The following is a 19,843-nucleotide window of genomic DNA, read 5'->3' as shown; positions in this document are numbered from 1 at the left end:
GGCCAGTTCTCCAACCGCCAGCCGTTCGCGCTCACCGCCTACAACGCGCTGGTCGGCCTCTCCGGGTCCGGCTCCAACGTCTCCCGCCGGGCCGTGGAGGCGTACCTCCCCATCCCGGAGACGTTCCTCCCCCGGGAGCTCCGGACCGACTTCGAGTCCCTGGAGGAGGCCCTGGCGTACGACCACGGCTTCACCCGGGTGTCCCCGCCCACGGGGTCCACGCTGGTCTCCCACATGCAGCGGACGGTTCGCGTGGTGACGGGCGAGCACCCGACCAAGCTGGACGCGGACGGGCTCCCGGCGAAGACCTTCGAAACGGTGTCGGTTCCCGTCCCCCGCGTGCACGCCACCTACGCCGAGGGGGAATCCCTCCTCGGCGCCCTGAACAAGTCCGCGTCGGCGTCCAGCAACGGCGCCGGCCTCCAGCCGCTGTACCTGGACGCGTTCGTGGGGGACGAACTCCGGGCGGACGTGTCCGACAAGACGGCCCGCCCCCCGGTGCCGCAGGGGAGCTACGGGCTCGGGCTGGACGCGTACTCCAGGCGGAGATCATCGGCCAGGCCCTGGCGCGCACCACCGGCCTCGCCCAGCGATTCGGGTACACGCCGATCCTCCAGACCAAGCGCCCCCAGTGGTTCCTCGACACCGTGCGCGCCCTGGCCACGGGTCAGGGCGTCTCCCGGGAGGAGATGGTGAAGGCGGAGGCGTACGTCCGGGAGAACCCCATGCCGCAGCCTCCCGAGCCCGCCCGGAGGGTGTCCGCGTTCCTCCTGGGCCTCGCTCGCGACGCGAGCGACTGGACCCGGGAGGGGAGCCGGTCCGCATGACGATGTGCGCGCGCATGGAGTCGGAGATCGGCCTGGTCACGTTCGGACTCGCCGGAGGTCTCAACCAGGACGACCCGCTGATCTCCCACATCGCCCTGAACCTGTACCGCCGGGCGGCCCAGTCGGCGCTCCTGCGGTGCTCCCTGGTCATCGAGGAGGGGGACTGGGAGTTGGCCCTAGCCCTCTCGGCGGTCTCCGAGGAGACGAAGCGGGTGGCGGTCGCGTGGGTCAGTGGCAGGAGCGGCAGGAGCAGAGCGAGGACAACATCCGGATGGCGTCCCGGGCGGCGGCGGCGGAGAACGCTCGGGCGCTCTCCAACAACGCGGTGCCGCCGCTGGTCCGCAGGTGGCGCGCCGGATGCGGGAGAAGATCCTCCGCAATGGCGCCCCGGTGAACACGAAGGACTGAAGAGCGTGATCAACGGGGCGTCGGACCTGAAGCTGTGGAACGGCTCCGGGGGCGCCGGCGGGAAGTCGGGTCTGTTCGAGAGCGCGTTGCGGTACGCGACCGCCTCCGGTCTGTTCGAAGCGGCCGAGGAGGGCCCCCGTGGCGGTGCCCGGTACCAGTTGAAGGCGGACACCGCCGAGTAGCGGCGTGACCCTGGGAAGCCCCCGGTACGAGATTCGTACCGGGGGCTTCTTCGTGTCCGCCCACGCGTCCGGCGGCGCGCCCCAAGGGGGCCTCCGGCCACGGGAGCGCGCTGCACGTGAGTAACCGCACCACTCGATTTCTATACGGAGCGTCACCACGGCTAAGGGGGGAGACGAAGGGGGGGAGAAGGGGGGGAGGGGGGGAGACCCCATGCGCGCTGAAGGGGGGAGGGTCGCTCCCACCTCCCCCCCTTCCGACCTGCGGTTTTGCTCCTTAGGGGGGGTTACCTACCACACGATTTTGAAATTTAGTTTGTCCTAATTTACCCACTCTAGAGGGGGTATAGGGGGGCTGGCTCAGTTCTTCCGCACCGTAGGCGGTGCGGATCCCGGAGGGGGTCATGCCGCTGGCTTCGGCGAGTGATTCCAGGCGGTAGGGGCGGGGGCCGTGGAACTCTCTTCCGTAGGCGAGGAGTCGGCGGATCTCCGCGTCGGCCGCGGTCTTGCGGGCGCGTGCTTCCTCGAGGGCCAGGAGGAGCGGATCAGTGTCGAGGCCGTCGCTGGCGGCTTCGAGGTGGTGTGCGTCGTCGATCCTGTGACGCTCGACGGCGGCACAGGCGTCGGAGTAGAGGTCAGCTGGAGCGACAGCGTCCGGGGTGGGCATGGGGTTGCGAATAGCGGCGAGATCAGCAACGAGATCCATGTTTGCGATGGTCGCATTATTTTGCGTGGATCGCAAATCTTGGTTGGGGCTACAGCTCCGGCCACACATGGGGCTCCGTGTAGGCGTGCCATCCCAGGAAGAACCAATCCGCGAGGTCCGACAGCCGCTCGATGCAGGCGTCGTAGTACTCCCGCGGCTCCGGCCGTGGAAAGTTGGGGTGGCTCGTCCAGGCCGGCACCTCAGTGGCCAAGTGGTAGTAGCCCTCTGCAAGCCCTCTGGGGAGCGCATCAGCGTCTTGCAGACGCTCGCAGACCGCACGTGCGGCACGCTCCAGACGCGAAAAGGCGTCTCGGTCCCAGACAAGATCGCACCGCAGCCGCAGAAGGAAACTCTCCGGCTCGCTGCGGACCTCATGCTCCGGAATCTTCAGCGCTTCGTCCATGACCCAGCATGCTCCCAGGCGCCACCGACAGTCACCGATGCCGGTCGAGGCGCCCTCAAGTCACCTGCGGGGTGTGTACCAGGGCACGAGGCGCAGGAGGAGGTCGAGGGTTCCGGTTGCGGCTTGACGGGTGGCGGTGGTGGGGGCGAAGGCTGCCGCGAGGGCGAGCAGGAGGCGTGTGAGGTGGGCGGAGTGGAGGGCGGTGGTGATGAGGAGGCTGAAGGCGATGGTCGTGAGGACGGCTGCGGCTCGGGTACGGACGCGTGTGCGGTGGTGGGGGTTCATGGCTGGCTCCTGGTCGTCGTCGATGCCCCGCGGTAGCGGGTGCTGACCACCAGTGAGCCAGAGGCAGATTTCCGTCCGGGCAGGTACTTCTCGGGGTTGTAATTGTCGCTATGGCACGAGGAGCGCCGAGTCCGGCTGATCAGCAGGTGGTTCGTGAACTCGCAGCCCGAGGCGTGGTGGTGACGCCTAGCCAGCTGGAGAGCTGGCGGCGCGTGGGGTTGCTGCCGCGTCATCGGCAGCGGGGCCTCGGCCGGGGCCAAGGGTCGGTGGTGGAGGCGGTCGATCCGGCCGTGGTCGAGACCGCGGCAGCGTTGGCGCGGCATCTGCGGCAGGGACGGAACCGACGGCTGGCCGTGCTGGACTGGTTCGCCGAGGCCGGCATGCCCGTGTTCCCGGGCGCGGCGGTGGTGCCCGAGCCGCCGGCAGGGGCGGTGCGTGAGGCGCTGGTGTGGGTGTTGGAGGGGTCGGTGTCGCAACGGCTGCTCGAGGCCGCGCGGGGCGCGGCGGGGGCGGGTGAGGAGGGGCAGGATGCGCTGTATGCGGTGGCGGGCCGGATGCTCGCGGCGCGGCCCTATCATCGGCCGGTGCATCCTGCGGTGATGCGGGCGGCGTTGTTGGTGGGTGAGGATCCGCCGGATGAGCCTGGCTCCGGTGGTGTGGCGCATCTGTTCGCGGCGCTCGGGCTGGGGCCGCAGGAGGTCGGGGCAGAGGCGCTGGCCGAGGGGTTTGCCGCGGTCGGCATGTTCGATCTCACGGCCGGCGAGTGGGCGCAGATGCTGGGCGCGGCCAAGCACGGTAAAGCGCCGCCGGTGCCGTGGGAGCTGCTCGGAGAGGTTGACTCGGTGGAGCAGGTGCGCGGGGCTAGTGACGAGGAGCTGGTGAGGGCGCGGACGGTGCTGATCGGGCTGCGGCCGTTCTACGCGATGTATATGCTGCACGGCCTGTTCATGCCCGACACCCCCGGGCTGGCCGCACTGCGGGCACTCATCGACGAGCGCGGCATGGGCCGGTCCTCGACCAGGTCGTCTCGATCAGCCCGACGCCCCGCCAGTTCGCCGAAGGCCTGACGGCCTGCCACGGCGACATGCTGGACGAGTTGTACGAGACGCTGATGGAACAGCTCATGGCAGACCCGGACCTCTTTCGCCTTCCCGGTGACGAAGGCGGCGCCGCCGGGTTCGTGAACACCTGGACGAGCACCCTGCACGAGCAGGCCGGGCTGGCTGATGGCGCGGAGTGCGTGGGGCACCGTCTGACACCGCTACGGCTTCGGATAGGGCTCGACAGGCGGTGGCAGTGGTCAGCCCTGGACGATCGGCGCCGCCAGACTCGTACCGCGGGCGATGGCGTTGAACAGGTCTGGGAACGGGCGGAGCTCCTCCAGGTGAGCCTTCCAGATCTCGTCTCTCGATTGGCCGAGGTGGGCGGTGGTGAAGTACAGCGCAACGAGGTAGCCGGGCATGGCGCGGCCCCAGGTCTGGCCATTCTCGTTGTCCCACCATGCCCTGAGGACGGCCTTCGTGTCCTCCAGGCTCATCAGGCCGGCGCTGGGCAGGATGGCGGTGCGGGCGACCAATTCACCCTCGTCGAAGCTGCGCACACCCATGAGCAGGCCGGGAAGGCAGGGAAGAAAGTATGCGTCGGGTTGAACGCCGATCACCCGGGACTGCTCGGCTACCGGGAGCACCGTGAATGTGCTCGTCAGGGCAGGCAGGCTCGTGCGGACCTCAGGGTAGGCCACCAGAGCGAGGGCCCTGGTCTCGTCGGGTCGGAGGTAGCCAGTCGCTGCGATCTGGGTGGCGATGCTGGTGATCTTGGTGCTGTAAAGCGTGCGCATGGGGTCGGGCAGCGCTTTCCAGAACGCCGGGAGGTCGCCGAGACGGCCGAGAGCCGCGAGTTGGACTGCTGGCTCAGCCGTTTCAAGTCTGGACATGTGCCGGGCCAGATACTCCTCTGCCAGGGGCTGGTCGCGGTCGGCGAACAGGCGCAGGCACTGTGCCATCCGATCGGCGAACATCGGTGCGGCCAGAGGCATCCTGTCGTCCTCGATCTGCAGCAGGGCGAACTTGGCAGCGAAGTCGACCAGCTTCGCGCGGGAGGTGGGGCGGACGCGGTCGAAGAAGGTGTGGCCGAGGTAGCCGGCCTCGAACGTGAACGCGGGATCTGCAACGTGGGCGATGAAGCTGTCTCGCACCTTGCGGCCCTGGCTCGGCTGGTGCACCAGAACTGCGTCGAGGGCCGCTGCGAGATGGGCGCGGGCGTACTCGGACGTCGGGACGTACAGCTCTCCCATGGGGCGAAGGGAGGGGTGGGCGCACAGGTGCCGGTCCTCGCGCAGTCGCTCGAGCTGTGTCTTGTGTGTGTTGTCGATCAGTTCCAGCTTCTCCGCTACGTCGAGGATGGTGTTCTCGACGTTGAGCATGAGGGGCACCGCGTCGGCCGCGCCGGGCTGCTGGGCGCGCTCGACGTCCTCGGCCAGGGGGCGGGCGTCGGGCTCGCCTTCTTCCTTGAGGACCTCGATCTTATGGATCAGGTCCGCGCACACTGCGGTCCAGGTCAGGACGATGGCGGCTCGGGCGGCGCCGGTGGCGTAGCAGCGGTGTGCTTCCTTCACCAGCGGCCGCACGTCCGGGTTGACCACCCGGTTCACCAGGTCGTCCAAGTCGAGCATTTACTCCCCGTCCCCTTCGTGCTGTGCGGGTGACAGTCGTTGCCTGAGCCCGTCGGGAAGAGCTTAGAGGCAGGCTGCGCGGCCAAAGCCGGATATCTGTTCTCTATGCGCAAGGCTGGCACCGTCACGAGCGGCCCGGGTGGAAGATGGGGAGGCGGGTGGTGACAAGCGCCTCTGTACCCGCCGGTCACATGCGAGGCTCGCGGGTCGGCGTGCGCTCCGCGCGTGAGTTCGGCCAAGGACCGGAGCAGCGTTCAGAGGCTGTGGAGCGCCATCCGCATGACGAAGCGCGGAGCCGGAGCGTCCCGGCTCGGGGGTTACAGGCGCCAAGTGCAGATGCGCTCGGCGGCGGCCTGGTAGACGGTGTCCTTGCTTTCCTGGATGTCGAGGACGAGGTTGACCATGGCCCCGTGTGGGGGGCGCTGTCCTCGCCAGCGTGTGAGCGGCGGCATGCGCCGCGCAGTCCCCGAGTGGGGCCCGCGTCGTGCGAGGGGTGCCTGCTCCCTCCGCGGGGCGCAGGAGGGGGCTGGGGAGCAGGTGCTGAGCTGGTTCGCGCCGGCTTCGGGCAGGGAGGTGCGGTTCGGGCTGCAGCTGGCGCGGGCCCGATGATGCACACGAATCTGCCGCGGCAGCGGAGGGCGACGGGGCCGGGGACGCTGCGGGCGAAGGCGCTGTCCCTGGCGGCGTGCCGTGATGTGCGGCGCTCAGCCGTGTTGGCTGGGCCTCATTTTCTGAGTTGTGGGGGCCTGGTTGATCTATGTGTGTCTTGCTAGGGGGGTGGATATGTCTTTGGTCTGATTCGCAGGGTAGGTCTGAGGGGTGGGTGTGGGCGTCAGAGGGACGGGGTCGCTTGAGCTGTTGTTCAGCGAGGCGCAGGGACGTATCCGAGTGTCGGTGGCTGGGACGCCGGAAGGGACGGACGCATTGTCCGTGCCGGTGCGGCGTGAGGGGGTGAATCGCGCTCCTCGCAACCGGCAGGGCTTGCTGCGTATTCGGGAGGTTGATCTGGTTACTGCCTACACGCAGTCGGCTTACGATCCGCCAAGTTCCTTGGATGGCAGGCATTTGATCTGGGTCCTGTCGGCCGGGCGGAGGTCGTGGGCTGCGGTGGCGTCTCGGTTCAAGGACGAGGCGTGGGCTGTTGCTGTGGCGTTGGTTCGGTGCGGCGGTGTCGTGCTCCGGTGTGCGGTCGATGAGGACTTGGAGCTTTCGGAACCGCTGAGTTGGCGCCTGTCTCATTCGTGGGCGCTGCAGACGGATGAGTTGTTGCAGGAGTTGCGGGGGTGGCGGGACCCGGATGAGATGCGCAAGGAGCTGCTCGCGTTGATGGCCCCTGTTCCTGAATTGGAGTGGGAGCGGGCACTGTTGGAGGGGTGTCCGGTGGGCTCGGCGCTTCGGGTTCCGTTGGGGAGTGCCGTGGGAACGGAGGCTTGGACGGCTTATGAGGCTGCCGTGCGGGCGGCTTCGGTGTGGTGGCCGGCGGATTTGGCTGGGGAGCGGTTGTCTGCCAAGGAGTTGGCTGGCCTTGCTCTGGGCGGTTCGAAGAAGTGGACTCCTGCTCGGCAGGCTGCCTTTGAGAACTTGGTCGGGGTGAGTTTTGACCTCGCGGTCGATGAGGCTGATATCGACGTTCGTGTGAGAGGTCCTCTGCGGTGGCGGGTGGGGTCAGTGGCTGCCGATGCTTCGGTGGCCAACCCGTGGATCGCGGTGCCTGCTGGGGCGTTGCGGCTGGTGGGTGAGGTTGAGCACGGAGGTCGGGGGGTGTTCCTGGTGGAGAACTCGGACACCTTTGAGCGTGTATGTGCGATTCCCGAGGTGACGTCGCAGTGGCTGTGCGTCTGGGGCAAGGGGTACGTGACGAACCAGCTGGTCGCGCTGCTGGAGTGGATGCAGCCTCAGCGGCTCGCGATCTGGGGGGATTTGGATGCTGATGGGATCGCGATCATTGACGATATCTCTCGACGGCTCGGCCGGAAGGTGCACGCGGTTGGGATGGAGGTTGAGTTGTGGCGTGCTGGGCCGTACAGGGAGCAGGAGCCTGAGCAGTATGTGAAGGCTCAGTCGTTGGCGGCTCGGATGGCTGATGAGGGGCCTGTGGAGCTGCGGGCGTTGGCGTCGGAGATCGCGGTGACGGGCGAGTCGTTGGAGCAGGAGCCTTTGCACAGGAAGGTGCTGCCGCGTTTGGTGGAGCTGTTGGGTGCGGTGCCGGCCGGTGGGTGATCAGCTCGCGTTCGGGGATGGTGAGCAGGCGGATCTCGCTGCGGCGGTGCAGTTGGCCAACTGGCGGGCGTTTATGGCTCCGGTTGCTGAGGATGCCGGTGCTGTGGCGCGGCATCCTGAGGTGGCGCGGGTGGCGCTTGCGATCTTGAAGGTGTTTGCCGAGCATTCCGGTCCGCATGGTTTGACGCGGGCCGAGGTGGTGCAGGCGTTGGCGGGTGATCCTCGTGAGTGGTCTTCGGATCTGATCGAGCATCGGCTGACGGTGTTGACACGCCTTGGGTTTCTCGAGCCTTATCTGCTGAAGGCTCATCAGGATCGGTACGTGGTGCGTCCGGCAGGGTTGGCTGGAGCTTTGGCTGCCGAGAGGTTGGCGGAGCACGGTGGCGTCGATGAGTTGATCTTGCTGTTGGACCGGGCGAGGGCTGTGTTCGACCGCAGCAATCCTGATCCTGAGGCTGCCTTGGACTATCTGGTGTCGTGCCGTAACGCGCTGCGGGTTTTCGCTTTGGACTTGCAGCGGTTGGTCGCCACGGGGACGCCGACGGAGCTGATGGAAGCACAGCGGCAGCATGATCATCAGGGGTTCACGCGTCAGGTGGCGGAGCTGAACGAGGTGGTGACGAGTCGGTTCAGTGGCAGTTGGGCACTGGAAGAGGCGGCTTCGGCTCTGATTGAGGCGGAGCAGTTCTACCGGCGGCAGGTGATGGTCGCGGCCGACAAGGTTCTCGCGCAGGGCGGTGGCAGTTTGAACTTCGATGTTCTGACTGTGAGCGAGTACACCGACGCAGCCTTCAAGGGGGATGTGGCGCTGTTGTCTCAGGTGGGCACGGCACTTGTCGCGGATGCCCCGTCGGTGTGGATTGACCCGGCGCAGGTCTTGGAGACGGTGTCGGGTTTCGCTCCGCGCTCAGGTGCCCGGGGGCGGCCGCTCGTGATGGACGATGCCGAGCAGGAGGAGGAGCCCTGGGAGTGGGCTGAGGGAGCTCATTCTCGTCTCCTGGAGGATCGTCGGCTCCTGGCCGACGAGCTGCTGGCCGGGGACCAGGAGGTTGATCTCACAGCGCTCCTGTACGCGGCGGGCTGGCCGGCGGCGGCGGCGATCATCACGGATGTTCTGGCGCTGGGTGACGAGCCTGGCGAGCCGTACAGCGTGGTGGTGGAGGATGCGCTGCTGGCTGATCCGGCTGCCTCTGTCACCTATCTGCATCCTCTGCTGCTGCGCAGGCACGACGTGAGCGACGAGGCCGACGGTGGTGGGGATGACGTTTGAGAATGGCTCTTCTTCGTCTGGGTCCGATGCAGAGGAGGACCTCCAGGCGCAGGTGCTGTTAGGGCGGTTGCGTGCTCAGGGCGTGGCGTCGGCTGCTGTCGGCGAGTCCGTGTTGGCCAGGGCAGCCTCAGCGGCGAGTGGGAGCGGGCGCCGGATTGTGCGTGTATCCGGCTCGACGCCTGGCGATCTGGTGGTGCTTGGTTGGGACGCCGAGACGGCTCCTGTCGCGGGGATCTCGGTGGCGGGGTGGCAGGTCGGTCTGCCGCCGGTCGCGACGCTGGTGTGGGCGGCCTGTCTGCGTGCGGCGTGGCCTCGCCCTGAGGTGCTGCCTTTTCCGGGGGTGGCCTTTCTGCGTGCGGATGTGGTGTCGCTGTGCTGCCGGTTGGGGGCGGATGAGGACGCGGTGGAACGGACCGTGGACGGAGTGCTGCAGACAGCCCGTCTCCTTGTCTCGCAGGGAGATGTTCTGAGGCTGGGGCCCGCTGTCGCAGCGCTGCCGGCTGTGGTGGTGGAGGGCCTTCGGCGCGGGCATCATCTGCTGCCCGCGATGCACGCCGAGGGGCTGGACAGTGGTGAAGCGGGCGGTGAGAAGGCGGTGGCGCCTGCGCGAGAGGTCGGCGGCGGGGACCGGTTGGTAGATGGTGGCGCTGACGGTTACCTTGTCCGGTCGGTAATCGCCGCCCTGGAGTCGGCGCGCCGTCCCCTGCCGCGGGCGAGTCTGCCGATGCTGGCGGATCCTGCGCTGCGGGCCCGGGTCGGGCGGGCTCTGGAGCGTGGCGGGCGGCAGTTGCTGCAGACGGAGCAAGGCAACTGGGTCACGGGCTTTCGCGATCCGGTCAGCGATGCGCTGGTGGCCGAGGGCACAGGCACTTTGGGCGATGTGGACAGGGCAGTGCTGGCCCTGGTGCTCTTGCACACGGTGGCGCTCCCCCGCGCTCAGGGCCGGCACCGGCACAGCCGGTGGACGGGCGAAACGCACACGGTCACTCTCGCGGTGCTTGCCTCGAACCGGAAGATCTCCAAAGTGGCGATCAGTGCGGCGCTGCGCCGTCTGAGGGCTGCCGGGATGGTCGCGGAAGCCACCACAGGGCGATACCTGCCCGGGCCGGCTTTAGACCGTCTGACCGCGGAGCGCAGCAACCTGCTGTGGGAGGACTTGATCCTTGTCGGACGGCCTGACGGTCATCTGGCGGCAGCCATCCGACGCCGGCGGCAGCTGGCGGACAGCCCTGTTTCCCCGTCTGTGGCCGCCAGCGGCGGCGCAGGGAAGGATCTTGTGTGAGCGAGCAGCCTTTCAATGTCGCGCTCAGCAAGCTCGGTGTGATCGGCACCAGGCAGCTGGTTGCCGTGCAGACGTTCTTCATTGCGCGATTGACCTCACATCCCGTGGCACTCGTACCCGGCACTTTCGTGGCCGTGACGGGCCGGGGACCCAAGGACTCCAATGAGTCGGGCAAGACAAGCTTTTTGGCTGCTGTGGCGCTCCTGCTGGGTGACCCGGAGTGGCGGATGACCGGAGGCGGCTCGGTGCATGCACCGAAGCTGCTGTTCGAGCCGGTGACGGCTGGAGCATCCCCAGAGGTCAGTGAGCCGGCCCAGGTCGGCTATGTGGTGGGGGTCTTTGCCGATCCGGACGATCCTCAGACCAGCGCTCACACGGTGTGGCTGCAGATATCCGCGAAGTCGCCGCATGTCGAAGTGCGGCACAAGACCGGGGTCCACCTGCTGATCGAGGGGGACGATCGCAGCCAGCACGAGAAGGCTGCCGGTTTCTTCCGCAGGCTCGGGGGCAAGCCGTTGGGCGCTACGGAGTACGCCGAGGTTCTCTACGGACGTGCGCCCCGGCTGCTCGCCTACATCGTCAGCCGTGGCGGGATGAGGTCGCGCCCCTCCTTGCTGAAGCTGGACGCGGGCACCTTCACTCCCGTCCAGATCGGGGACGCGCTGATCGATCTCACTGGCAAGGCCGCGATGCTGGCCCATGATGTACAAGACCGGAAGAAGCTTGCCCAGACGCAGGCTGATCTGGCCGAGGCACTCAAGAAGGCCGAGGGTTCCTACCGGGACGAAGAGGGGATCCTGCACGCGGTCGACACCCGGGAGCGCGCACGCATCGAGACAGAACGGGCTCATGATCTGTGGACGCTGGCCTCGGCACGAGCCCATGTGGACGCGTTCGTCACTGAACGTCGCATCGCCTCCCATCTCGAGCTGCTCACAGGCACGCTGGAAGAGTTGAAGGGGCAGCAGAGCACGGCCAGGGAACTGCTGACCGCGGCACGCGATACCCGCCTGCTGGAACGCACAGCCCAAGAGGCGTCCCAGCTGAAGCAGCAGGCGCAGCAGAGCCTGGAGGAAGCCAACGAGAAGCGGGGAGAGCTCAGATCTGCGCTGGAACGCGCGCAGCGGGATCGCCGCACGGCCCAGGCTCGGGCCGAGGGCTACGAGGGGCCGCCGCCGGCCAAGCTGACTGAGCTGCTCGACTCCCAGCAGGCCCTCCTTGTGCAGGCGAAGGCTGAACTGATCAGGGCCGAAGAACGGGTCAAGGAAACAGACCAGGAACTCGCTGATGCCCGCCAGGGACGCACTGGCCGGGCGGCCGCTGCTTTGCAGGCACTGCACGACGGTCCGTGCCCTGACGCCGTAGGGCTCATGGCCAGCACACGCCTCCACCCTGATGCCCGCCCCCTGTGGGAGGCCCGGCTGGCACCGTGGAGTGATGCGGTCTGCGTCCCCGCGGACCTCCTCGACCGCGCGATCGAGGCCGTCAGCGAGTTGCCGGGGACCCTGCTCGTCACCGGTCCCCCGGCATGGGCCGGTACGGCCCACACCGATCCGGCGCCGGTCTGGCCCAAGGGAATCGTCGATGCCGCACCTCTGGCAGCACCGTTCTTGCACGCCCTTGCCGACGCGACCACCGTGGAGCACCCCCCGCACGCCTCGCTTCCGAGTCTGGGCGTCCACGTCGTCGGTGGCTTCGACCAGCCGATCGTGGGGCAGGAAGACATCTGCGCCCACCTCGAAAATCAGCTGGGACGGGTACAGGCCGAGCGGGACGCCCTGGCGGCCGGGATCGAACGCTGCGGCCGCCGGATCACCTCGCTTGGCCGCGATATCGACAGGGCGAACGCCCAGGCGGAGGCTTCCCGGCTCGGCGATGAGGCACGCGCCTTGGAGGAGAAGCTTGTCGCACACGACGAGACGCTGCCCGGCCTGAGACGTACTGCAGCGACAACAGCCGAGGAAGCCCTGCGCACCAAAGACTCCTTCGACAACGCGACCAAGCACGCCAAGGCCCTCGAGAAGTCCGTCCAGGAAATCAACAAGAACATCGCTCAGACAACGCAGAAGCGCGACCGGCTGCTGGAACTGCGCGGCAAAGGCCCGGCCCACCCCGTCCTCGTGTGGACGGACACGCTGCAAGACGCCCTTGCGGCATTGAACTGGGACGAGGTGCCAAAGGACGACCCTGGTGCCGAACCTGCTGATGGCATCAGCGTCCATGCCGTCGTTCCCCATAGCGGCGAGGTGGAACGGCGCACCAGCCTAGAGCTTCTCAGCGAGAGCCGAACCCGGCTGGCGTCCGCACTCACGCGACTGGCAGCCGACTCTCGCAGCACCGGCGTCGCCACGCCTGAGCTGGGTGACGCTCTGCACCACCATGAGGTCCATACCGAGGATCCCCACGGCATCATCTTTCGTGCCTCGCTGTCGGCCCTGCGGAGCTGGCTGGCCGCCAACGAGGAGCAGGACAAAGGCGCCCGGGAACAGGTGGAGGCCAAGCGCGCCGAACGAGAGACCGAGCACCGCTATCTCCAGGACGTGGTCGAGGAAACCCGCGAGGCCCTGGCCCAGACCCAGCAGTCCATCAAGGAGCGGGTGAACGGCGCGCTGCGCCGGATCAGCAGCCGACTCAACGAGCTCCACAGCCGTGAGGGGTACCGGGCCGATCTGGAATTCACCGTCACAGAGCCGCAGACCGCCCAGGACCAGTGGGTATGCCATGTCGTCCCGCGATGGCAGCGCAATCCCAACGGGCCGTTGCTGCCCTACGACGTACCCACCAATACCGCCCAGGAGAAGCTGTTCTCCATCCATCTCGTCCTGGCCGCTCTGCTGGCAGCCCCGCACGCCCGCGGCCGCGTACTGATCCTCGACGAACTCGGCGACTCTCTGGGAGCCGAACATCGACGCGAAGTCATTACGGCTCTACGTGATGCTGCACAGGATCACGGCATCACAGTGTTGGCCACCTGCCAGGACGGGCTGATGACGGATGTGCGATCCGTCTGCGGTCAGATCCTGCAGTTCCGCTACTACTCCAAGTCCGACGCCCTCAACCGGCCAACCCTCATGTTCGGACGCGATATCAACCGCCAGCGTGTTCAGCTCACTCTGGAAGAACTCGTCAGCAGTCGCTCCTAACCGCTTGCTGGCGCGCAGCGGAAATGCCGGCGATGCCGGTCGCGGCGCTGCGTAGTTGGACTGCCCAGTCAGGTGGCATCGCGAGCTCGGAGCTGAGGCCAGCCTGAGCGGTGGCGCGACACCGCTTCTTCGTGGGACTGCTCAGGTGAAGGCTGGAGCAGGATTCTCGCTGGTCCACTCGCCTTCGAAGAGGGCGGCGATGAGGCGTGCGTGTTCGGCGTCGAGCTGGCCGGCGCGCATCTTGGTGCGGGTCTTGGCAAACCAGGGGCCGATCTTCACGGTGTCGCCGTCAACGGTGATCGTCTCGCGGGCTGCGGGGGCACGGCGTTCACGGTGGAGGAAGAGTTCAAGGATCTGGACGGTCTGGGCGAAGGTGCGCCGGGTCGTGGGGCGGGGCGCCAGGGGGCTTGTGGCGGGGGTGAGATCGAGGGCTGCCAGGAGGCGGTGCTGGCCCGGGTCGAGAGTGTTCCACGTGGTGAGCTGGCGGGTGGCCCAGCTGCCGAGGTTGATGTTGCCGGTGGTGGTGTCGGGGGTGAGGGGCTGGCCGGTCTGGAGGTGGCGGCGCAGCAAGTGGTACTTACGGTGCCAGTCGGGGCCGTGGGGCAGTTGCCAGTCGGGGTCGATGGCGGTGAGGTCGGCGGCACGGGCGGTGTCTAGGTGGCCGTGTGTGGCGAGGGAGCGTTGTTCGGCGAGCCAGGCCCCGAGGGGGGTGGTGGCGGGGGCGGCGAGGTGGCCGTGCGCCTGGTGGTAATCAGCGACAGCGGTAAGGCGGGCGCGCCAGGCGGCCTGGTGTTTGTCCCAGATCATGCCGAGCGCGTCGAGCTCGGCGATCCAGTCGGGTTCGAGGCGGCCGGCGGTCGCGGCGTCACGCATCGTGGTGATGAAGCGGCCGAGTTCGAAGCCTGCCGGGTCGGTGTGTTCGGCGGGCACATCGAGGTGACCGTAGGTGTCATGGAAGGCCTGGGCGGAAGCGAGGCCTTCGCGGCGGGTGCGGGTCAGGGTGCCGCGGGGGTTGAACGCGATGAGGTCCATGCCGCGGGCGATGCGTTCGGGGTGGATCGTGTAGTCGAAGTGCCAGCGGTGCTGGATGAGACGGCTGGTCTCGGTGGTGAGGCGGTTGGTCTTGTCGGGGAGGCGTTCGAGGATGCGGTGGTCGTGGCTGGCCAGGGCGGTGGTGATGGCCCAGACCGGTTCGTAGGGGGTGCCGAGGATGTTCTCGGGGTCCTCGCTGGGCGGGATGTAAACGGGGACGATGAGGCTGGCGGTCTTGCCGGAGACGTCCAGGCGAAGGGCGCGGCCGAGGCCTTGGACGCAGCGGGTGATGCTGCTGGTGGGGTCGGCGAAGACGACGGCGTCGACGCTGGGGATGTCGATGCCTTCGGCGATCACTTTCGCGTTGGTGAGGATCGCGCGGGGTGAGGCGGCGAAGCGGGCGAAGATGTCGGTGCGCTGGTCGGCGGTGTGGTCGCCGTGGACGTGGAAGACGTCGGGGTCGAGGCCGGGGAAGCAGTCGGGGTCGGCGGTGCGGAGGCGGCGCAGGGTGTGAGGCAGTTCGCGGGTGAAGCGAACGGAGTCCTCGACCAGGTGGAAGAAGACCAGGACTCGGCGCATGGAGTGCTTGGCCATGGCGTTCAGGACAGCGAGGTGGAGGGCGGTGGTGCGCAGCGCCCCCTCTGGCGAGTCCGAACCCGAGGGTGTGCCGACGGCGAGAAGGTTGAGGCGAGCGCGGAGCTCGGTGTCGGTGACGGTGGGAACCACGATGCGGTAGTCCGCGGCCACGCCGTCAGCAATGGCCTGCGCCAGCGGGTACTCGAAGACCTTCTTCCCGTACACGGCCTCGTTGTCCATGCTGTTCGCCACCGCATCCACCGCCGGTGCGGAAGGGGTTCGGGGGTGGCGGCGGGCAGTCGAGGCGGAGTCCGCCAGGTCGGGTGCGGCAAAGCTGCGCGGGGTGGCCGTCATGTAGAGACGGCGCTCGGCATGGATCCGTGCCGCGTCGTTGACCATTGCCCACTTCTTGTCCGCCCGGCCGGCGATGCGGTGCGCCTCGTCCATGATGGCGAGGTCGAAGGGTGGCACGGTGTAGCAGGTGTGCTGCGTCGCCTCGATCTTGTCGAGTGAGTCGTAGGTCGAGATAACCGTCAGGGCAGGCAGCTGGTCGTCCTCCTCCCCCACCACCGACATCAATGCTGCAAGGGCCTGCGGGCTGCTGGTGGAACCGACCCTGCGGGCGGCAAGCGCATCGTGCGCGCCGGTGTCCATCGAGGACACGATCACCATGTGCTCCAGATGACCATCCCGGCGCCACGCGAGCGCCGTCTGAACCGCCAGGTCCAACGTGGGCACGACGACCAGAACCAGGCGCGCTGCGAGCTCGTCCGCGACCCGGATCGACACCAGAGTCTTACCCGTCCCCGTCGCCGCCACATACAAAGCCCGGGTACGCGGGCGACGCAAATGCCTGACCGCAGCAGCAAGACCCCGCTCCTGGTCCGAACGCAGCACAGGACGACCGGCAGGGCGAGGGACAGCGGACGCGACCGGAGTGACCATGACCCACATCATCCCGTACTGGTCCGACGGCGTCGGGCGGATGCTGCAGAGGGGACGGTATCTGGGTCCCCTCTGTCTGTGGTGTCGGTGTACACCCGAATGTGCTCAGCAGGTACAGATGAACGTGCTCAGTTCGTGAGGTGCGACAACCCGTTCCCGACCCTGCGCAGGGTGGTAGGCCACGCTGCCGTGCTCAGGATGCGAACTGCTCCGCAAGCGCGTCCTCATGGCCTGATGCCCCAGACGTCATCCGCGCTCTAGCAAGGACCGCCAGGATCATGCGCCCACAGTGCCGCTGCGATCTGGCGCAGGACGGCTGGGGGCGCGACTGCGGGTGCGTCATCGTCGGGGGCAACCGGCTCGGGGACGATGATCGCTGTCTGCGCGGCGCGTTGTGCGTGCTGACCCATCAGGGGCGAGAGGACGTCAACCAGTTCCAGCGTGGTGTAGGCGCTGGAGGGGAGCACCATGGCGTCGAGGTCGGGGGGCATGGGGTCGGTCGCGCGCTGGCAGCGGATCACCGGCTGGTTGTGCGGGTAGTACACGGCCCCCTGCCGGGGGATGAGGATCTTCGCGTCGAGCATGTGGACGGCGAGTTGGCAGGCGAAGGCTTCGGCCTCCTTCCGGTCCGGGAGCACGGCTACCACGCGGCGCAGGCGGTGCTGTTCGATGAGGTGGGCTGCTCCGAGGGCCTGGGCTCGCCAGATGGGGAATCTGGGCAGTTCGGGTACTTGGATCCGCATCAGCCGGTAGGGGCTGAGCAGTCCTTTGTCCACGAGCTGTGCGCGGTCCACGCTGGGGTGGTGGGTGCCGAAGATCGGCTGGGCGGGCATGTCCACGGCCCAGGCGATCTCGGTTCGGCTGTCTCCAGGGCGGGGCAGCTCGTTGGGGATGCGGGGTGTGGCCGTCAGGTAGACGCGCTTGTAGGCGAGGATGCCGTCGTCGTAGTGGATCACGGCGTCCGGATGGTCCGAGCTGGTGATGCCTTCGAACGTGCGGTGAGCTTCCTCGACGACGAGATGTTCCCAGGGCGGCAGGTGGTGGTCGCGGTGGCTTTCGGCGATGAGCCCGGCATCGCTGTAGCGAGCCACGACGAGGGCTCCCGGAGGCTGTTGTGCCATCCAGTCGGCCAGTTGGCCTGCGGTGGTCAGCTTGTCGCCCGCCTTGCCACTGTGGGTGGGCTGGATGTTAATGCCCGCGAGCGGTCGTCGGCTGACCATGCGCCAGGTCTTGACCACGTCGTGGAGGTAGGTCCGGTCCGGCCCGAGCACCAGGCACGCGCGGCTCGCGGCTGCGTGGACCGCTGTCGCTACCGTCATGGTCTTGCCTCCCCCGGCCGGCATGCTGAGCAGCATGCGCCGGCCACCGTTGAGGATGACGTCGGGCAGCATGGGAGGTGACGGTTCGCGGCCCGCGACCCAGAAATCCTGACCGTGTTCATGCAGGTCAGCGACACCGAGTGCCAGCTGCAGCCGCTGAACAGGCGGGTGCTCGTCGGTGGTGTTCGTGGATGTCCCGGGGAGCGTGGCCGTGCTCTCCTGCTGGGGTTGGGGGGCCCATTCCATGGCCAGGGGTTCGACGGAGTCGATCTCTTCGCGGCTGAGGAGGCCCGCGGGGGCGAGGACGCGCAGGTCGGCGATCCACTTGCCCAGCGGGAAGCGCGGGTTGGTGTGGTCGTCGAGATAGGCAGCGGGTACGCGCAAGTGCTGGTGGGTGCGGTAGAAGCGCCGGGCGGCGCGCAGACCGCGGGCGTGGAAAGCGGCCTGGCTGCCGACGGCGCGGCGCAGCGCGAGGGCGAGGGGGTCATGCTGCAGGGGCAGCGCGGCCAGTTGTGCCTGCTGGCCCTGAGCGAGGGCGGGGAAGGAGTCGAACTGTTCGTCCAGCCAGCAGGTGAGGTCGTCGGCGTCGGCCGGCAGCGGGCCCGCCGGGATGGCCAGGGTCTGGTCGTGGGTACGGGCGCGGGCGCACATGCGCTGCCACTCTTCGGGCCAGGCGGGGTTCCACCAGCGGTCGATGTCCTTCAGTGCGCGCTGGTAGGGGGCGGGCAGGGTGCCATCGGCTGCCTGGCGGCGCTGCTCGGCGAGCCACTCGCCCAGGGGGCGTCCCTGATAGGCCTCTGCCGGCTCGGGGAGCAGGTGGCCGTGCTCGCAGGCGTATGCCTGGGCGATGTCCAGGAACGTCTCCGTGCTGTTCTTGGGGTGCGCCCAGGGTATGTTGCAGCTGGCCAGCGCGGCGACGCGGGCTGCGGAGAGGTTGCCGGCGGCCTTGAGGGCGCGCTGGTAGCCCAGCCAGCAGCCGAGGTGGAAGCCGTCGTCGGTGATGTGGTTGCTGGGGACGATCAGGTGGCCGTGTGTGTCGAAGAAGGCTTGGGCGCAGGCCATCCCGGTCTCCCAGATGTCGGGCTCTGGTTCCATGATCCGCAGCATCAGGTGCGGGGCGATCTCCGGAGCGCGCGCGGGCCGGATGGCGGAAGCCGGTGTGGGCAGCAGGAGTCGGGGGCCGCTGATGGGCAGGCGGCGGAAGTAGTGCTCGTCGTACGCCTTGAGAGCGATCATGACCTGGTGCAGCAGGTGGTACGGGGTGCCGAACGTGGCGTCCTCGGCGCGTTGACCGGGCCCGAAGAGCACCGGGATGACCAGGGTGGAGATCTTGTTCATGCTAGGGCCGATGCGCAGCGCGCGGCCGATCGCCTGGACGATGTCGATGGTGCTCTGCTTGGGATCGGCGAAGAGCACGGAGTCGGCCAGCGGGAAGTCGACGCCTTCGACGCACAGGCGGACGTTGCACAGCACACTCAGCTCCGCCAGCCGGCCCTCGCATGTCTCTTGCGGGGGCTGGGCGAATCGGGCCAGGCGCTCGCGCCTGTCGCGGCGGCCGTTGCGGGAGTGGACGCTGGCGACCCACAGGTCCTCGGCGTGGCCGCCGGGGATGGCGGCGGCGGTTTCGGGCAGGGTTTCGGCGAAGGCCTCGCTTTGGACGATGCTGCGGCTGAAGACGACCGTGCGGCGGATGCCGTGCTCTTCGCGTGCTTTGAACAGGGTCAGCTGGGCCGCCGCCACCCGCATGGCATCGGCCTGGGGGGTGTGGTGGGCGCCGTTGCCCTTGCGCCCGGCCAGGAAGGCGTGCAGGTGCGGGTCGTGGATTTCGGGGGCGGCGATGCGGTAGTCAGCGAGCCGTCCCTCGTGGATGGCCTCAGCCAGCGAGTAACGGTAGGTGACGCGACCATAGAGGTCGGTGTCGTCCATGGAGGCGATCGGCTCGGTGGTGATGCCACGATTGACGTCCCAGATCCGGGGCGTGGCGGTGAGGTAGAGCCGGTGGCGGGCGGGGATGGCGTCGTCGTCGTGGATGACGGCCCACGGTTTGGCGCGGGCGCCGGCGGTGCGGTGGGCTTCGTCGACGACCGCGATGTCCCAGCGCGGCAGCAGGTGACGCTGGTGGGCCTCGACGAGTTTGGGCAGCGAGGCGTAGGTGGCGAAGATGCTGACGGGCCCGTCGGCGCCGCGCACGGCGGCGGCCAGCCGGGCGGGGTCGCTGGTCATGGTGAGCACGCCGCTCAGGACGGGTTCGCTGGTCTGCTTGTCGGAGCACAGTCCGACGTAGTGGCCGGGCCGACCGGAGTTGTGCCAGACGCGGGCGGTCTGGTTGAGCAGGTCCAGGGTCGGCATCACGGTCAGGCTGCGGCTGTCGGGGGCGACTTCGTGGGCGATGTGCACGGCGAGATGGGTCTTTCCCGTGCCGCACGGCATGATGACCTGCACACGCGCATGGCCCATGGCGAAGTCGTTGAGGACACAGTCCGCCGCAGCGCGCTGGCGCGTCCACAGTTCGCTGGGCAGGCGTTGGGCAGGCAGGTCGTGCAGCACAGGACGGCTCCCCCCGGCTCAAGCAAATGA

Annotated in this window: 15 protein-coding genes; 8 read left to right on the top strand and 7 right to left on the bottom strand. The window is 68.1% G+C overall.

Features of this window, described 5'->3' with window-relative positions:
- The 3 genes from ABFY03_RS37820 to ABFY03_RS37810 form a co-directional block, all read left to right on the top strand.
- Window positions 1-696, top strand: a 696-nt coding sequence (locus tag ABFY03_RS37820) for a hypothetical protein (protein WP_346172175.1), incomplete at its 5' end; no start/stop codon positions are given.
- Window positions 697-1,050: 354 nt separating this feature from the next.
- Window positions 1,051-1,221, top strand: a complete 171-nt coding sequence (locus ABFY03_RS37815) for a hypothetical protein (RefSeq protein ID WP_346172174.1) — start codon at window positions 1,051-1,053, stop codon at window positions 1,219-1,221.
- A gap of 19 nt (window positions 1,222-1,240) precedes the next feature.
- Window positions 1,241-1,417 (top strand): hypothetical protein, encoded by a 177-nt coding sequence (locus ABFY03_RS37810; RefSeq protein WP_346172173.1) that lies wholly within the window; start codon window positions 1,241-1,243, stop codon window positions 1,415-1,417.
- Window positions 1,418-1,691: 274 nt separating this feature from the next.
- Here the strand turns inward: ABFY03_RS37810 and ABFY03_RS37805 are convergent, their stop codons facing one another.
- The 3 genes from ABFY03_RS37805 to ABFY03_RS37795 are packed head-to-tail and all read right to left on the bottom strand — an operon-like array spanning window position 1,692 to window position 2,808.
- Window positions 1,692-2,120: a hypothetical protein gene (locus ABFY03_RS37805; RefSeq protein ID WP_346172172.1), complete on the bottom strand. Its 429-nt coding sequence runs from the start codon at window positions 2,118-2,120 to the stop codon at window positions 1,692-1,694.
- A 49-nt stretch (window positions 2,121-2,169) separates the two neighbouring features.
- A complete protein-coding gene (locus tag ABFY03_RS37800; RefSeq protein ID WP_346168670.1) occupies window positions 2,170-2,523 on the bottom strand; it encodes a hypothetical protein in 354 nt (117 codons plus the stop codon).
- A gap of 60 nt (window positions 2,524-2,583) precedes the next feature.
- The gene (locus ABFY03_RS37795; protein WP_346168671.1) at window positions 2,584-2,808 is read right to left on the bottom strand and encodes a hypothetical protein; all 225 of its coding nucleotides are present in this window, start codon (window positions 2,806-2,808) and stop codon (window positions 2,584-2,586) included.
- A gap of 269 nt (window positions 2,809-3,077) precedes the next feature.
- Between ABFY03_RS37795 and ABFY03_RS37790 the strand changes: the two genes are divergently transcribed.
- Entirely contained in the window at window positions 3,078-3,875 is a 798-nt protein-coding gene (locus ABFY03_RS37790) for a hypothetical protein (protein ID WP_346168672.1), read from the top strand.
- A 233-nt stretch (window positions 3,876-4,108) separates the two neighbouring features.
- Here ABFY03_RS37790 and ABFY03_RS37785 read toward each other — a convergent pair whose 3' ends face one another.
- Window positions 4,109-5,479, bottom strand: a complete 1,371-nt coding sequence (locus ABFY03_RS37785) for a hypothetical protein (RefSeq protein ID WP_346168673.1) — start codon at window positions 5,477-5,479, stop codon at window positions 4,109-4,111.
- Between the two features lie 317 nt (window positions 5,480-5,796).
- The gene (locus tag ABFY03_RS37780) at window positions 5,797-5,931 is read right to left on the bottom strand and encodes a hypothetical protein (RefSeq protein ID WP_346168674.1); all 135 of its coding nucleotides are present in this window, start codon (window positions 5,929-5,931) and stop codon (window positions 5,797-5,799) included.
- Between the two features lie 748 nt (window positions 5,932-6,679).
- Here ABFY03_RS37780 and ABFY03_RS37775 point away from each other — a divergent pair.
- From ABFY03_RS37775 to ABFY03_RS37760, 4 genes are read left to right on the top strand one after another with little or no spacing between them, the layout of a single operon-like run.
- Entirely contained in the window at window positions 6,680-7,699 is a 1,020-nt protein-coding gene (locus ABFY03_RS37775) for a Wadjet anti-phage system protein JetD domain-containing protein (protein ID WP_346168675.1), read from the top strand.
- A complete protein-coding gene (locus ABFY03_RS37770) occupies window positions 7,692-8,969 on the top strand; it encodes a hypothetical protein (RefSeq protein WP_346168676.1) in 1,278 nt (425 codons plus the stop codon). Before ABFY03_RS37775 ends, ABFY03_RS37770 begins: the two co-directional genes overlap by 8 nt.
- Complete coding sequence (locus tag ABFY03_RS37765; protein WP_346168677.1) at window positions 8,959-10,251, top strand: hypothetical protein; 1,293 nt, start codon at window positions 8,959-8,961, stop codon at window positions 10,249-10,251. Before ABFY03_RS37770 ends, ABFY03_RS37765 begins: the two co-directional genes overlap by 11 nt.
- Complete coding sequence (locus tag ABFY03_RS37760) at window positions 10,248-13,394, top strand: hypothetical protein (protein WP_346168678.1); 3,147 nt, start codon at window positions 10,248-10,250, stop codon at window positions 13,392-13,394. The genes ABFY03_RS37765 and ABFY03_RS37760 overlap by 4 nt, the downstream gene beginning before the upstream one ends.
- A gap of 141 nt (window positions 13,395-13,535) precedes the next feature.
- On the opposite strand, the gene ABFY03_RS37755 is transcribed toward ABFY03_RS37760, so the two are convergent.
- Entirely contained in the window at window positions 13,536-15,947 is a 2,412-nt protein-coding gene (locus ABFY03_RS37755; RefSeq protein WP_346172171.1) for a DEAD/DEAH box helicase, read from the bottom strand.
- Window positions 15,948-16,204: 257 nt separating this feature from the next.
- Window positions 16,205-19,813: a DEAD/DEAH box helicase gene (locus tag ABFY03_RS37750; RefSeq protein ID WP_346168680.1), complete on the bottom strand. Its 3,609-nt coding sequence runs from the start codon at window positions 19,811-19,813 to the stop codon at window positions 16,205-16,207.
- Window positions 19,814-19,843: the final 30 nt, after the last annotated feature.

It is taken from the genome of Streptomyces roseofulvus, from assembly GCF_039534915.1.
GTDB classification, from domain to species: Bacteria; Actinomycetota; Actinomycetes; order Streptomycetales; family Streptomycetaceae; genus Streptomyces; species Streptomyces roseofulvus.
This window is presented reverse-complemented; position numbering and strand designations above follow the sequence as displayed.